The following is a 14,960-nucleotide window of genomic DNA, read 5'->3' as shown; positions in this document are numbered from 1 at the left end:
AGGACGCCGGTCGGCAGGACGCTCCGGCGGGCCGCCGGGGCCGAGAGCCCTCGTCGGAAAGTTCACTCAGCTATGCATCACCGTTCACCCACCGACGGGGCGATCCGGAGTGAGATGAGCGTGCCCCTTTCCGGGGTCTCACCTCTCAAGGAGTCCACGACGTGACACGACTGTTCCGCTCCGCGAACCGCGGACGCTCCGCTCTGGCCCTCTCGGCCGCTGCTCTGGTCTGCGCCGCCGCACTGGCCGCACCCGGCGCCGCCACTGCTGTCGGTGCCGCCGACCTCTCCGCCACCGGCGGAGCCGCCCGCATCTCCCCGGTCGACGCCGACCTCTCCGACTCGCTGCGCGCAGCGGTGAAGGAGCAGGACGCGAAGAACGTCATCCTCCTCATCGGGGACGGCATGGGCGATTCGGAGATCACCGTCGCTCGCAACTACCAGTACGGAGCGGCCGGCCGCTTCCCCGGGATCGACGCCCTGCCGATCACCGGCCAGTACACGACCTACTCGCTCTACCGTGCGGACGACCCGGCGACGGGCGCCGTCAAGGGCGCCCCGGACTACGTGCCCGACTCCGCCGCCACCGGCAGCGCCTGGGCCACCGGCACCAAGACCTACGACAACGCCATCTCGGTCGACATCGACCAGCAGCGCAAGGACACCCTCCTCGAGATCGCGAAGGCGAACGGCCTGAAGACCGGCAACGTCACCACCGCCGAGATCCAGGACGCCACCCCGGCCGTGCAGGCCGCCCACGTCGACGCCCGCAGCTGCTACGGACCCGACAGCGCGAGCTGCGGCGACGACGCGCTGGAGAACGGCGGACTCGGCTCGATCAGCGAGCAGATCCTCGACACCCGCGCCGACCTGACCCTCGGCGGAGGCTCGGCCAGCTTCGCGCAGGTCGCCCGCGCCGGCGACTGGAGCGGCGAGCCGCTGTTCCAGCAGGCCGCGGAGCGCGGCTTCCAGGTGCTCGGGGACGCCACGACTGCCGCCACCGCCGCGCAGCTCGACGCGCTGACCGTCGCCGACCAGGACGCGCCCGTGCTCGGACTGTTCAACTCCGGCAACCTGCCCGTCCGCTACGCGCCCACCCCGGCGACGGTCGGCGGAGCGGACGCCGCCCCGCAGACCTGCGTCGCGAACCCCGACCGTCCGGCCGAGCAGCCGACGCTCCGCTCCATGACCGAGAAGGCGATCGACCTCCTCGACACCGGCGACAAGGGCTTCTTCCTCCAGGTCGAGGGCGCGAGCATCGACAAGCAGGACCACGCCGCGAACGCGTGCGGCCAGATCGGCGAGACCGTCGACCTCGACGAGGCCGTCCAGGCCGCGCTCGCGTTCGCCGAGGCGGACGGGAACACCCTCGTCATCGTCACCGCCGACCACGCCCACTCCAGCCAGATCGTCGACTCCACCCCGCCGACCTCGCTCAGCACCGCGCTGAAGACCGCCGACGGCAGCACCATGAAGGTGTCGTACGGCACCGCCGCCGAGGGCGGATCGCAGCAGCACACCGGAACGCAGCTGCGCATCGCCGCCTACGGACCGGGCGCGGCGAACGTCGCCGGGCTCACCGACCAGACCGACACGTTCTTCACCATCACGAACGCGCTCGGAGTGGACCGCGACATCCGCTCGATGAGCTTCGGAGCCACCGCCGAGCTCTCCGGCTCGTCGTTCGCCCCCGGAGCCGACGTCACTCTCACCGCGAAGGGCTTCAACGGAGACACGCAGCTGATCGGCTCCGCGCCCCTCTTCACGGACCGCACCGCGACCCGCGACCTCGCCGGCGGCGGCCTCACCGTCACGGCGAAGGCGCCCACCACGCCCGGCGACTACAGCGTCACGGTGACCGGCGACCAGACCGGCAAGGCGATCACCCTGCCGTTCACCGTCACCGAGCGCCCGAAGTCGAGCACCCCCATCACCGACAAGGTCAAGGACATCGGCGGGAAGCTGATCGACAAGATCCGCCAGCACTGAGCACTCGTCGGCCCGGCTCCTCTGGAGGAGCGCGGGCCGGCGGAGTCGCAGGAAGGGCCGTCCCTCGGGGCGGCCCTTCCTCGCGTCCGGGGGTATCGGCACAACCGAGCGGGCCGGGTGAGCCCGCCGTTCGATCAGGACGCGTCGGCTCCCGGCGACTCGCGACGCGGCACGGCCCCCGCGCGATGCACGATCGAGCGGATCAGCGCTTCGAGCAGGAGCGGCGCCCCGGCGAGCGCCACCGAGGCGGCGACGACCGACTCCGTCCAGGGCGTGGTGTCGTACGACTGGGAGCCGACGAGCGCGGGAGCGATCGCGAACGTCGCGACGAGGTAGCCGGGCAGCGTCGATCCGATCAGGAGGACGAACGACGCTGCGCGGAGGGGCGACGTCCTCGCCACGAGGACCGCGAGCGCGAGAAGAGCGGTGGGCGCGACCAGGCCCAGCACGACCGCCGGGAGCATCGCCTGCAGGATCGTCGGTGCGCCGAGGATCCCTGACAGGACCGCGTGCAGGCCGAGGCAGCCGAACGCCGCGGCGACCACGGTCCGCATCACCGCGACCGGGCGCCGCCGTCCCGGACCGACCGCGGCGAGGACGGCGAGAGCGACGAGGAGGTGCCCGATCCCGAGCAGCTGCGCTGCCGATCCGACGTTCTCCCACGGATCGGCGGGCCACGAGTAGTCGTACCGGTGGTCCTCGATCGCCTGCTCGCCCAGGATCGGCCCGGCGACGGCCCAGCGCTGGACGGCTGCGAGCTGCTGCAGCCCGGCCGAGGCGAGCAGCAGGGCGCCGGCCACGAGGATCCGGCTCGAGCTCCGCTCTCGGGCTCCGGGACGTCCTGACTCCGCTGCTGTCATGCGGCCACGGTAGGGGCCGGGCCGTCCGGCACGGGTGGCCGGGAGGAGAACGTCTCGCCGCGATCGGTCCGCGCGAGACGCCTGCGCGCGATCCGGCGGGACCGCCCCCGGGCACCGGAGGGGGATGCTCCGCGGGGGACGAGACGAGGCGACGCGTCCTCCGCGCACCGGCCCCTGCCCTGTTGCGGACATGTCCGCTAGAGGCTGTTGTCCGCGGTGGGACCGGGTGCCACTGTTCGGAGACGGCCGCCCACGGTCGACCCGATCGAAGGCTCCAGCATGCGCTCTCCCTCCGCCTCCCGCCCGACCGACCCGGACGCCGGTACGGCCCGCTCGACCCCTGAGCGGAGGACGAGGCCTCGGCCGGCGCTCGGCCTGCTCGCGCTGACGGCGACCGTCGCGCTCCTCCTCGGGACCACGGCTCCCCTGTCCGCGGTCGCCGCGGCTCCCGCTGCGACCGGTGTCGTCGGCTGGGGTGACGACTCCAGCGGGCAGGTCACTGCGCCGGCTGGGCTCACCGACGCGACGGCGATCGCCGCGGGCGGCTCCCACAGCCTCGCCCTGCGCAGCGACGGCACCGTCGCCGCCTGGGGCGAGGACAGCAGCGGGCAGGCCACCGTGCCGACCGGTCTGGACGACGTCGTCGCCGTCGACGCCGGCGTGAACCACAGCCTCGCCCTGCGGAGAGACGGGACCGTCACCGCCTGGGGCGACGACGGCGACGGGCAGGCCACAGTGCCGGACGGGCTCGCCGACGTCACCGCCATCGCTGCCGGCGGCTACCACAACCTCGCCCTGCACGGCGACGGGACCGTCACCGCCTGGGGATACGACTTCTACGGCCAGGCGACCGTGCCGGACGGGCTCAGCGGAGTCGTCGCCATCGCCGCCGGCCGATTCCACGACCTCGCGCTGCACCGCGACGGCACCGTCACCGCCTGGGGAGACGACGCCTTCGGGCAGACCGACGTGCCCCCGGGACTCACCGGCGTCACCGCCGTCTCCGCCGGAGCCTCTCACAGCCTCGCGCTGCGCTCGGACGGGACCGTCGTCGCCTGGGGCAGCGACAGCGACGGCCAGTCCGATGTCCCCGACGGCCTCGCGGACGTCACCGCCGTCGCCGCCGGCGGGTACCACAGCCTCGCTGTGCGCCGCGACGGCACCGTCACCGCCTGGGGCTACGACGGCTTCGGAGAGGCCTCCGTGCCGGCGGGACTCACCGGCGCCACCGCCGTGTCCGGCGGCAGCTTCCACAGCCTCGCCCTCGGCGCTCGGCCCATCTTCACGGCCGACGCCCCTCCGGCGACGGCGCCTCTCGGAACGCCCTTCTCCTACACCTTCGCCACCGGCGGCGCGTCGACGATCGAGCTCGCCTCCGGGTCCCTCCCGGCCGGCCTGACCCTCACCTCCGCGGGCGTCCTCTCCGGCACCCCGACCGTCGAGGGAGCGTCCTCCTTCAGTGTGTCCGCCCGCACCACCTTCGGCACCACCACCGGCGCGCCCCACACCCTCACCGTCGGACCGGCGGCGACCGCTCCGACCCTCTCGGGGACGGCCGCGGCCGGCGTGGTCGGCTCCGCCTACGACTTCACGTACACGGCGACCGGATCGCCAATGCCGGTCGTCACCGTCGCGTCGGGCACTCTGCCTCCCGGGCTCGCCCTCGACGGCTCAGGCCGCCTCACGGGCACCCCGACCACCGCGGGGACCTACGGCTTCACCCTCCGCGCGGCGAACCCGGCGGGCACCGTCGAGGCGGCGAGCACGCTGACCGTCTCTCCGCAGAAGGCGACCACGAGGGCCGACCTGCGCGTCGACGTCTCCGCTCCGACCACCGCGGTGAAGGGGAGGACGTTCACGTACACAATCATCACGAAGAACGCCGGACCCTCCGCGTCGACGTCCGTCTACTCGAAGGTGATCCTCCCCCCGACCGTGCAGTTCGTGTCCGCCACGGGCTCGTACAGCCGCATCGGGAGCATCGTGATCTTCCCGCGCTCGAGTCTCGCGAACGGGCGGACCGTCACCGAGAGGATCACCGTCACGGCCACCGGCACCGGCACCGCGACCGCCTTCGCCGCCGCGTTCTCGGTCAGGACGCCGGACCCGTCGATCCGGAGCAACGCCGACACCGCCGCGACGACCGTCCGCTGACGGCGGGCGCAGGGGGACGGCGGGCGGGCCTCCGGGATCGCCCGCCGTCTCGATCCGCGAGGTACGGATGCACCCGGAATCCCCGTTCACCGGCGCCCGACCCGCGGAGGGGGCGGCTAGAGCACGTCCGCGATCGCGGCGAACGTCCTGTCCGGGTCCTCGAGCTGCATGTCGTGGTGCACGCCCGGGAGCCGGCGCACCTGCCAGCCCCGCTGCTCGAGCCGCGCGGCCAGGGCGTCCGGCAGCACCGCCGGCGACTGGTCGGAGAGCACGACCGTCGACGGGACCGTCGGCGCCTCGACCGGGACCGGGTGGAAGGCGACGTCCCGGAACACGCCGACGGCCATCCGCGCGTCGAACCGCTTCTTCGCGTCGTCGAGGAGCGCGCGGGTCTCGGGGCTGTAGGCGGCGCGGACCGCGGCGCCCGCCCGCGCCTGTCCGAGCTGAGCGAGGCCGAGCGACAGGAGCGGCACCGCCCAGAACAGCCGTCCGGCGAGGCCGCTCGTCGGCAGCGACAGGGCGAACCCGGGATCGAGGTAGACGGCCCGGCCGGGCGCGAGTGCGGCGACGGCGCGCTGCAGCACCGCGCCGCCGAGCGAGTGGCCGACCACGCTGTCGAGCCCCGCCGGCAGCGACTCGACCAGATCAGCGGCCATGTCGTCGATCCGGTACGACTCCGCCCGCGGGCTCGCGCCGTGCCCACGCAGATCGACGGCCGTGACCGTGTAGCGGCCGGTCGCGACGAGCCGCTCGACGAACGGCCCCCAGGTCGTCGCCGACGCGCCGAGGCCGTGCACCAGCCCGACGTGTTGCGGTCCGGATCCGGTGGTGAGGGTCTGCAGGCGCATCCCCTGATCCTGCCGGAGACGGCGCCTGAGGCGGAGGCGCCGGGCGGATGCGGAGCCTGCTGCTGCACCCTCTGCGTCGACGATCGCGCCACATCTCCTGCCATCGAGGTGTGCGCTCTTGACTCCGCCGATGCGCGCTGGGAGGTTCTCCGGATGCGGTGGCACTCCGCCGTCCGCCCGAGCAGCCGGCCGAAGAGAGGACCTCCATGACAGCGACGAGCAGAGCCACGGGAACGGTCGGCCGGACCGCCGTCGTCTTCGGGGCGGCGGGTCTCGTCGTCGGGGCCGTCGTCGGCGGAGCCGCCGTCTTCGGAGCGGGGCTCCTCCTCGACGACTCGAGATCGAGGATCACGATCCGGGACGTCACCCGCGCGGAGCTGGACGGACTCGAGCGCGCTGCCGCTCCGAGCAGGGAGGCCTGCGGAGATCGTCGTGGGTGCGTGGAGGGCGTCGACGGGCCCGGGGCGTCGATCCACCGCTACCACTCCCTCGATCTCGCGCGGCAGGCGACGGTGTACAACACGACGGACGTCTACCGGTCGGACCGGCTCGTCATCGAGTTCGAACCCCACCTGGGTCCCGCTGAGCGGCACGACCTGATCCAGGTGATCGAAGGGACCTGGACCGGAAGCAGCGATTGACGGGCGTGAAGCGAGCCGCCCGGACGGCGTCGACGAGCGACCGGAGGGCGGGGCCCTCGACTACTCGCTCAGCGCCGATCCTCCCCCGGAATGCCCACCGGACAGGGGCCTCCGCAGGGGGTCCGCTCGGGTGCGGTCCGGGCCTACGCTCGCCCCATGCACCTCCGCACGGTCGCGATCAGGCCCGGCACCGCCGCCCTCGCGCCGGTCGGCGCGCCGCCTCGGACCGCGCTGGACGACGTGCTCGCCCACCTGATCGCGGCGCTGGCGATCGGATCCGGCCTGCTGCTCGTCCCGGCGGGCGTCGGCGGAGTGCCGCTCCTCGCCACCGGATCGACCGGAGCGAGCGCCTTCGAGGCGTGGGCGCTGATCCGGACGACGGTGGCCCTGCAGATCGGCATCGCCGTGCTCGCGATCGGTCTCGGCGCCGTGGCGCGGACGCGCGGACCCGCGGGAACCCGGGCGGAGCGCTGGTGCGTGGTCGCCGCGGTGAGCGCCGCGATCGGCGTGGTCCTGCTGGTCGTGCCGCCGGCCTGAGGAGCCTCCGGAGAGCGACGACCACCGGCCCGTCAGAATCGCCGCGCCCGGCCGTGACCGAACCGTCACCTCGCGCCGCGCGGCGTGATCGGATCGTTGCAGGATCCAGCACAGGCTGAGGTTCCGCATAGGACACACTCGGCCACAGGGGGCGATCGTCCCCCGCTCATGGGGAAGCCGACCGCGATCAGCGGCTCGGAGAAAGCAGGAATCGTGCGTTCTGCGCGACGACGCCACGGCGTCACCATCATCACCACTGCGGCACTGCTGGGGGCGCTCGCGTTCCCGTCCGTCGCCCTGGCCACCGAGGTCGTCCCTGACGCCGCCTCGAGCCCCGCACCGGCCGAGCCGGCTCCCACCGCGGAGCCGACCGCGACTCCGGAGCCCACGGCGACGCCGCAGCCGGCCTCGACTCCGGCGCCCACTCCGGCTCCGACCACCGCGCCCGTCGAGAGCGCGCAGTCGCCCCTGGCGATCGCCCTCGACCGCACCACCTACGAAGCGGGCTCGGCGTTCTCCGCGATCCCCTCGGCGGAGGGCTGGGCCGGCGGCCTGGACGTGTCCGGGACCGGTTTCCAGCCCGGCACCGTCGCCGTCGTCGTGCTCCGCGACGGCGCCTCGGAGGAGGCCGTCACCACCAGCGTGATCACCGCCTCCGGCGAGCTCCGCCTCCAGGACTGGCTCCCCACCGACGCGGACGGCGTCGCGGTGGACCCCCACCTCCCGCTCCCCGGCGAGACGATCTCCGTCGTCGCGGAGGGACTCGACGCCTCGGGCGCCCGTGTCGCCTCCGATGCCGTCGAGCTGACCGTGACGCAGCCCGACACGAGCGTCGTCTTCCAGAACCGGGAGGACGGCGGGGTGCTCCCGGCCGGTGCGGACATCCAGGTCGGAGAGTTCCGGATCTACGGCGTCGTCGCCTCGTTCCGCGGATTCGACCGCGGCGAGGACGTGTCCGTGACGCTCACCGCGCCCGACGGCAGCACCTCCGCCCTCGTGCCCCCCGCGCCGACCCCGCTCTCGGGCGAGGCCTTCGTCCTGCTCGACGCCGACACCATGGCGGACCAGCTGGGCACCTTCACCGTCACCGCCACGGGAGAGACCAGCGGACGCTCCGTGACGTCGTCGCTCGAGCAGGTCCCCTCGCGCACCGCGATCCGGATCTGGCCCCAGGGGGCTTCGCCCGAGCCCGCCCCGGCGGACGGACAGCCCACCAGCGGTGGCGCTCTCCTCGGCTTCGGCGCGGACGAGACCGTCTCGATCGGCGTCTTCTCGACCTCGGGTGCGCGCCAGACGCTCACGGGCGGCGGCTCGAGCCTCGAGGTCGGCGTCGACGGGCTCGGCTGGAGCCTGATCTCCCTCGGCGAGTACCCTCTGCAGGACCCGGCGAGCGAGATCTACTGCGTCATCGCCCGCGGCACGTCGAGCGGTCTCGTGGCGAGCACCTCCTACGACTACACGCTGACGGAGGAGGACCCGATCGCCGGAGAGGCCGACTGCTCCGCCGCGGTCGCCGCCGTCACGGCGCACCCTGCCGGCGCCGGGCCCGCAGTGCACCCGGCCGGCTCCGGACCCGCGGCGCAGACGGGCGGCCACCGCCCCGTCCTCGCCTCGACCGGCGTCTCGACGACCGCGCCGCTCGCCCTGGCCGCCTTCGGCATCCTCGGCGGTCTCGCCCTGACGGTGCTCCGCCGCCGCCGCGCGTAGACGGCCGCGCACCGCGCACGACGAAGGCGCCCGGGCACACCGCCCGGGCGCCTTCGTCGTCGCGAGACCCGTCGGGTCAGTCGGACGGCACCGCGCAGGTCTCCTCCGCCGCGGTCTGGCCCGGAGCGTCGACGGCGACGGGAGCGGGATCCGTCGGAGCCGCGCCGCCGTCCGCGGGCGCCTCCGCCGCGGGCGCCTCCTCCGCCGGAGCGTCGGATGCGAGGGTCACCGGCTGGTCGTTGAGGACGCGGTTCATGAGCTCGGCGCCGACCTCGGCGTTCGGCACGACCTTGCCCGGATAGTCCGGGTCGTCGAGCGCCGGGTACTGCACGAACACCATCTTCGAGAGGTCGACGTCCTTCAGTGCGAGGGCGAGCGAGATCATCGTCGCCGGGCTCGTGAGCGACGTCGACAGGTGCACGTTCGACGAGGTCGCCTGCGCGAGTCCGTAGAGGGCGGGGATGTTCGAGAGGGTGTCGGCCGAGCGGACGGTGCGCATCAGGGAGGCCAGGTACTGCTGCTGCGACGAGATGCGGCTGAGGTCGCTCTGGTCGCCGACGCCGTGGCGGCTGCGGAGGAACGAGAGGGCCATCGACCCGGAGACGGTCGAGGTGCCGGCGGGCAGGTCGAGGCCCGAGTCGGTGTCGAGGATCGGACCGGTGAGGCAGACCGGGACGCCGCCGACGGCGTTGCTCATCTCGATGACGCCGTTGAAGGACACCCAGCCGGCGTAGGGCACCGTCAGGCCGGTGAACTGCTGCAGGGTGTCGTTGACGCAGGCGAGCCCGCCGTACTGGAACGCGGAATTGAGCGGGACGCCGGCCGCGGCCTCGGTGACGACGCCCGTCTCGGGGTCGGTGCACGCGGGACGGTCCAGGATCAGGTCGCGCGGGAAGCTGATCACCGTCGCGCTGCGGTGGTCGGCCGAGACGTGGAGCAGGATGTTGACGTCGTTCAGCGTGTCGTCGCGGACGCCGAAGGAGTCGCCCTGCGTGGCGTCGTTGTCGGTGCCGACGACCAGGACGTCGAAGCCGCCCTCGACCGCGCCCATCTGCACGTTCCCGGCGGTGGGAGGAGCGACGCCCAGATCGACCGCGTTGTCGGCGACGTTCCGGCTGATGCTCACCGTCGCGATCGCCACGAGCGAGGTGGCGCTGACGGCGAGGACGCCGACCACCGCCGCGATCCCGACCACCACTGTCCGCACCCCGGACCGCCGCCGGAGCCGCCCGTGCCGCACCGCGCGCTCGTGAACCCTCATGCGCTCCCCCCCCTCGCCCCGCCCGCCCGTTCGCGGACGCAGTCGCTCGCCAGTGTAGGCAGGCCCCCTCCGATGCGGCGCGGAACGGCCCTGCTACCGTCGTGCGCGCATCGAGGAGCGGAGGAGGAGCCGTGGAACGCCGAGTCGTCGATCCCGTCACGCAGATCGAGTGGATCGTCCCGCCGTTCGCGACGGAGGAGGACACCCTCGCCCGCGCGCGGGCCGATCGGGAGGGGCGGCTCGCCAACCTCCGCCTGTACCCGGACCACGGCGCGGAGTATCCGCTCTGGGCGGTCGACGGCCCGATCGACGATCCGGGTGCGATCGGCGTCCCGGAGGCCCTGCACGGACCGCTGCTCCGCTGGCAGGAGCTCTGGGCGTCCGGATGCGACGTGTTCGAGGGCTGGAGGAGCGCTGAGGCTGAGGAGCGCTGGCTCGCCCTCGGCCGGGAGCTGCACACCGAGCTCGAGGCCGCCCTCTGGCTGACGACCCGGGTGCTCGCCTGCTTCTGAGGATTGCTGCTCGGACATCCGCGGGAAAGCCGCCGCAACCCGTCCCCGGACCGGCCCCCGCGTGCCTACCCTGGACGGTGCGCTCTCCTCGTCTTCTGCAGCAGGTCGTCGGCAAGCTCGGCGGGCAGCGGCCCGCGGCCCCGGTGAGCCGTCGAGCTCAGCGCGCGCTCCTCGCCGAGCAGACGGTCCGCGGGGTGCTCGAGCTGGCCGTGCGGCTGGGCGAGACGCTGCTCTCGCTGGGGTCCGCGGCCGCCGAGGTGACCGAGACGATCCAGCGGGTGTGCCGCGCCTACGGCATCGAGTGCCAGGTCGACCTCACCTTCACGTCGATCCTGGTCGTGCACGACGGAGGCGACGACTCCCCCAGCGTGAGCGTGCTGCGCGTCGTCCCCTCCCGCAGCGCCGACTACGAGCGGCTCGCCCGCGTGACGGCGCTCGTCACCGCCATCACCGAGGGCTCGCCGGAGGTGCGGGTCGCCGACGCCGTCGATTCCGCCGAGGCCCGCGAGGAGGCCCGGCACCAGTTCGAGGCCGCGCACGACCGGCTCGACGCGATCCTCGTCCAGCCGCACCGCTACCGCCGCGGAGTCGTCACCCTCACGCTCGCGCTGATGGCCGCGGGCGTCGCGCTCCTGCTCGGGGGCGGCCCGCTCGTCGTGCTCCTCGCCGCCGCGACGGCCGCCGCGATCGACCTGGTCAACCAGCTGCTCGCCCGCTGGGGCCTGCCCGCCTTCTTCCAGCAGATCGCCGGCGCCGCGCTGGCGACCGGAGTGGCGGTGGTGCTGCTCGCGGTCGTGCCGCGGCTGCCCGTGGAGCTGGCGGTGCTGCCGCCCGCGCTCGTCGTCGCGTCGGGGGTGGTCGTGCTCCTCGCCGGGCTCTCGTTCGTGGGAGCGGCGGACGACGCGATCAACGGGTTCCCGATCACGGCGGGCGGCCGACTGCTCGAGGTCGGGCTGCTGACGCTGGGCATCGTCGTCGGGATCGCCGTGGTGCTCGACGGCGCGCGCTCGCTCGGGGTCGAGCTGGTGCTGGTCGACTCCTACGCCCGCCCCTGGCCGGCCGCCGTGCAGGTGCTCGGCGCCGGGGTCGCGGCCGGCGCCTGGGCACTCTCGTCGCACACCCCGCCGCGGCCCGCGCTCATCGCCGCCCTCACCGGAGCCGGCGCGTTCCTCGTCTCCGACTCGCTGACCACCTCGGGCTTCGCGCCGCTCATGGCCAACGCCCTCCCGGCGCTGGCGATCGGCCTGCTCGGCGAGATGCTGGCCGAGCGGATGCGGGTGCCCGCCGTGGTGACGACCGCGTGCGCGATCGTCCCCCTCCTGCCCGGCCTCACCCTCTACCGCGGCGTCCTCGGCCTCACCTCGAACGCCGGCCCGAGCGCCGGGATCGAGCTCCTGCTCCAGGCGGGCATGATCGCGCTGGGCCTCGCCGGCGGAGTCACGCTCGGCCGGATCGCCTACCGCCGCCTGCGCACCCCGATCGTGCGGGCGGTGGCGCCGGTCCGCGCCCGGACCCGCCGGGACCGCGGGATCGAGCAGGCCCTCGCCGCCGACGTCCTCTACCCCGACGGCGCCGAGGCCGGGCAGGCGGACACCGCGCAGGTCGTCACGGCGCCGGGCAGCGGATCCGGCCTCACGGCGTCCGACCCGTCGGCGCCGGCCGCGGTCGACCCCCCACCGCTGTCCGACGAGTCGGCGTCGGCCGCCGAGGAGCCGTTCACCCGCACCGGGATCGTCCCGATCGTCAGCACGATCGGCGTGACGGAGCCGGTGCCGATCGTCACCGGGGAGGATCCGGCCGACCGGGGCTGACGACAGGGCCTGCTCCCGCGGCCGGCTCCTCGCCGCAGCGGGAGGCGCCGCGCCGGTCAGTCCGCGCCGCCCCGCACGACCGCGGTCCGGCGGGTGTCGATCACGATCACCGAGCCGAGCACGATCAGGGCGAGCGACACCGAGGCGAGCGTGTCGGTCAGCCAGTGGTAGCCGAGGTAGAGCCGGGCGACGATCTGGCCGGCGATCATCCCGAGCGAGAGCGCGAAGGCCCCGATCATCCAGCTCCGGGAGGAGCGGCGGGAGGCGAGGAGGAACGTGGTGATCAGGAAGAAGTCGCTCACGCCGGTGACGTGGCCGGAGGGGAACGAGAACGTGCCGTCGGGCCCGAGCAGCATGTACTCGACCGGCGGGCGCATCCGCATCACGAGGTGAGCGGCCAGCTGCACGCTGAGCATCCCGACGAGCATGCCGCCGGCCAGGAGGATCGGCCGCCAGAGGTGCCGCGCGAGGACGATCCAGAGCACGAGCACCGCCAGGATGATGACCGGCAGGTAGACCGGCCCGAAGACGGTGGCGAGCGCGTCCATCACGACCGTGCCCTCGGCGGAGCGCTTCTCGCGGAACCACTCGGCGACGACCGGATCGAGGACGGTGAGGCCGGTGCCGCTCGCGACCTGCGCGGTGAAGGCCGCGAAGAGGACGACGCCGACGCCGATCAGGCCGAAGCCGGCCCGGTCGAGGCCGCGGCGCGCCTCCGGGGCCATCACGCGCTCCTCCACGAGGAACCGCTGGTGGAAGCGGGCGCGGCGCGAGAGGGCGGGGGCGGTCATCCGCTCACCCTAGGGCTGCGGAGGCGCCGCCGACCGGGCCGTTCGCTCAGCGTCCTGCCGCGTAGTGCGTCTGGATCTGCTCCGGCGTGAGGACCGTCGAGTACACCGCGGCGTAGCGCAGGCTCCCGCCGAAGTACGAGGAGCCGACGTTCGGCCACTGGCCGCCCAGGCTGTCGTATCCGATCTTCCAGGTGCCCGTCGTGTTCTCGGCCGTGCGGTACGTGCTGTTCGAGGCGACCTTCACGCCGTCGACCCAGAGCGCGATGCCCGCCGTCGGCGAGAGCGTGGAGACGACGTGGTGCCAGAGCCCGTCGTTGACGGCTCGGGTGCTCGTGATGGTCTGCGCGGCGCCGTTGTAGACGCCGAAGACGAGCTTGCCGTCGGCACCGATGTAGGTGTGGCGGTCGTACTGGCCGCCGGGAGCGGTGGCGCCCGCGCTGAAGCTGAAGAGCTTGCCGCCGGCGTTCGTGGTCTTGAACCAGATCTCGGTGCTGAAGGTGCCGGGGTTCCTGATCTCCAGCGGCGTGCTCAGGTACTGGTTGGTGCCGTTCGGCGTCCACGAGCCGCCCGCGTCGCGCGGGCAGGCCTTGGGCGTCGCGGCGGAGCTGACCATCGCGGTCGGGAAGAGGCCGGTGGAGCGGTAGGTGCCCGGGTACTGGCCGGAGTCCGTGTCGGGCGCGGTCGTCGATCCGCTCGGCTGCGCGAGCGTGTAGGCGAAGAGCGCGGCCCCGCGGTCGGCGGCGAGGGCGCCGTCGCAGGTGAAGAACGCGGCGGCGCTGCCGACCGTGTTGGTCGAGTTCAGGATCGAGGCGGTGTACGCGCCGGAGGTGGCAGGGGCGGTGAGCAGCACGGCGGCCAGGGCGGCGGCGGCGAGGGCGGCGACGACAGACCTCGGGCGGGCGAGGAGGGTACGCAGCCGCGCGGCCGGCGAGGCGGCGGAGAGGCGGTGCCGGCTCATGCCGTCTCCTCCTCGCGGGCGGCGCGGCGGCCGCGCTCGGCGGTCCGCTCCGGCTCGCCGGGGAGACCGACGAAGACCGTGTAGAGCACCGGGATCGCGCAGAGCAGGACGAAGAGGACCCAGCCCCAGAACGGCAGGTGCAGAGCGGAGGAGAGGGCGTAGGCGTCTCCGTCGTGCGCCGGGATCTGCAGGCGGCCGACCTGTCCGGAGACCAGGTCCACGGGGTCGGCGCCCTCGGCGCTCACGCGGATGGGGAGGACGCCCGTCGAGACGAGCGTGGCGTTCGTCGTGCCACTGTCGACCGTGGCCTCGAGGACGACGATGCCGACGAGCGGGCGGAGCACGAAGACGGTGACGGACGCGACGAGCGAGAGGCCGAGGATCCGCATCGACGCCCGCTGGGTGGGCGAGGCGATGAAGCGGGTGAGCAGCTGCACGAGGACGGCGCCGATGATCAGCAGCGGCAGGCCGCGCACGAGCCAGCCGAGCACCGGCAGCGCCGTGGTGACGACTCCGATGAGCTGATCCTGGCCGGTGGCCCACGGATCGACGGCTCCGTTGATGTCGCCCTGGGTGCGGAGCGTGCCGTCGTCCGCGATCTCGACGACCCGGTGGGTGTAGGTCTCGTCGGGCGTGGTGGTGGGGTGGAAGCTGACCGCGTCGCCGACCCGGACGTCCTCGAGGGCCGTCGGCTCGGTGAGGACGAGGGTGCCGACCGGGGCGGCCGTGCCCATGGAGGGCGTCTGCACGATGAACCAGCGTCCGCCGGACGCGTGGAACAGGAGCGCCGCCGCGACCAGGACGGCCAGCAGAGCGGTCGTCGTCCAGATGAGGGCGGTGCGGAGGAGGGACCGGCGCAGGCGAGGTCGGTGCGGATGCAGTGGACCAGCTC

13 protein-coding genes are annotated in these 14,960 nt (G+C 73.8%); 7 read left to right on the top strand and 6 right to left on the bottom strand.

The annotated features are described in order from the left end of the window. The first annotated feature begins 161 nt into the window (after positions 1–161). Complete coding sequence (gene phoA, locus C5C37_RS09420) at positions 162–1,988, top strand: alkaline phosphatase (protein WP_258074093.1); 1,827 nt, start codon at positions 162–164, stop codon at positions 1,986–1,988. A 134-nt stretch (positions 1,989–2,122) separates the two neighbouring features. Here the strand turns inward: phoA and C5C37_RS09415 are convergent, their stop codons facing one another. Next, on the bottom strand, positions 2,123–2,848 hold the full coding sequence (locus tag C5C37_RS09415; protein ID WP_146081503.1) for a hypothetical protein: 726 nt from the start codon (positions 2,846–2,848) through the stop codon (positions 2,123–2,125). Between the two features lie 279 nt (positions 2,849–3,127). On the opposite strand from C5C37_RS09415, the gene C5C37_RS09410 reads away from it, so the two are divergent. Then, the gene (locus tag C5C37_RS09410; RefSeq protein ID WP_104338841.1) at positions 3,128–5,002 is read left to right on the top strand and encodes a DUF11 domain-containing protein; all 1,875 of its coding nucleotides are present in this window, start codon (positions 3,128–3,130) and stop codon (positions 5,000–5,002) included. Positions 5,003–5,118: 116 nt separating this feature from the next. Here the strand turns inward: C5C37_RS09410 and C5C37_RS09405 are convergent, their stop codons facing one another. Beyond that, positions 5,119–5,850, bottom strand: a complete 732-nt coding sequence (locus C5C37_RS09405; RefSeq protein ID WP_104338840.1) for an alpha/beta fold hydrolase — start codon at positions 5,848–5,850, stop codon at positions 5,119–5,121. A 206-nt stretch (positions 5,851–6,056) separates the two neighbouring features. On the opposite strand from C5C37_RS09405, the gene C5C37_RS09400 reads away from it, so the two are divergent. From C5C37_RS09400 to C5C37_RS09390, 3 genes are all read left to right on the top strand, one after another. Next, positions 6,057–6,491, top strand: a complete 435-nt coding sequence (locus C5C37_RS09400) for a hypothetical protein (protein ID WP_104309622.1) — start codon at positions 6,057–6,059, stop codon at positions 6,489–6,491. Between the two features lie 156 nt (positions 6,492–6,647). Further along, complete coding sequence (locus tag C5C37_RS09395; protein WP_104262235.1) at positions 6,648–7,028, top strand: hypothetical protein; 381 nt, start codon at positions 6,648–6,650, stop codon at positions 7,026–7,028. 213 nt (positions 7,029–7,241) lie between these two features. Further along, the gene (locus C5C37_RS09390; protein WP_146085208.1) at positions 7,242–8,735 is read left to right on the top strand and encodes an LPXTG cell wall anchor domain-containing protein; all 1,494 of its coding nucleotides are present in this window, start codon (positions 7,242–7,244) and stop codon (positions 8,733–8,735) included. 76 nt (positions 8,736–8,811) lie between these two features. On the opposite strand, the gene C5C37_RS09385 is transcribed toward C5C37_RS09390, so the two are convergent. Continuing rightward, entirely contained in the window at positions 8,812–9,996 is a 1,185-nt protein-coding gene (locus tag C5C37_RS09385; RefSeq protein WP_104338838.1) for an LCP family protein, read from the bottom strand. 131 nt (positions 9,997–10,127) lie between these two features. On the opposite strand from C5C37_RS09385, the gene C5C37_RS09380 reads away from it, so the two are divergent. Further along, a complete protein-coding gene (locus C5C37_RS09380) occupies positions 10,128–10,508 on the top strand; it encodes a hypothetical protein (RefSeq protein WP_104338837.1) in 381 nt (126 codons plus the stop codon). Positions 10,509–10,585: 77 nt separating this feature from the next. After that, a complete protein-coding gene (locus tag C5C37_RS09375; RefSeq protein ID WP_104338836.1) occupies positions 10,586–12,319 on the top strand; it encodes a threonine/serine exporter ThrE family protein in 1,734 nt (577 codons plus the stop codon). A gap of 56 nt (positions 12,320–12,375) precedes the next feature. On the opposite strand, the gene C5C37_RS09370 is transcribed toward C5C37_RS09375, so the two are convergent. From C5C37_RS09370 to C5C37_RS17480, 3 genes are all read right to left on the bottom strand, one after another. After that, positions 12,376–13,110, bottom strand: a complete 735-nt coding sequence (locus C5C37_RS09370; RefSeq protein WP_104338835.1) for a phosphatase PAP2 family protein — start codon at positions 13,108–13,110, stop codon at positions 12,376–12,378. Positions 13,111–13,156: 46 nt separating this feature from the next. Then, the gene (locus C5C37_RS09365; protein ID WP_104338834.1) at positions 13,157–14,068 is read right to left on the bottom strand and encodes a LamG domain-containing protein; all 912 of its coding nucleotides are present in this window, start codon (positions 14,066–14,068) and stop codon (positions 13,157–13,159) included. Next, a partial coding sequence (locus tag C5C37_RS17480) for a S26 family signal peptidase (protein WP_104338833.1) occupies positions 14,065–14,960 on the bottom strand: 896 nt, incomplete at its 5' end. The genes C5C37_RS09365 and C5C37_RS17480, both read right to left, overlap by 4 nt.

The organism is Rathayibacter sp. AY1F9 (assembly GCF_002932155.1).
GTDB lineage: Bacteria > Actinomycetota > Actinomycetes > Actinomycetales > Microbacteriaceae > Rathayibacter.
This window is presented reverse-complemented; position numbering and strand designations above follow the sequence as displayed.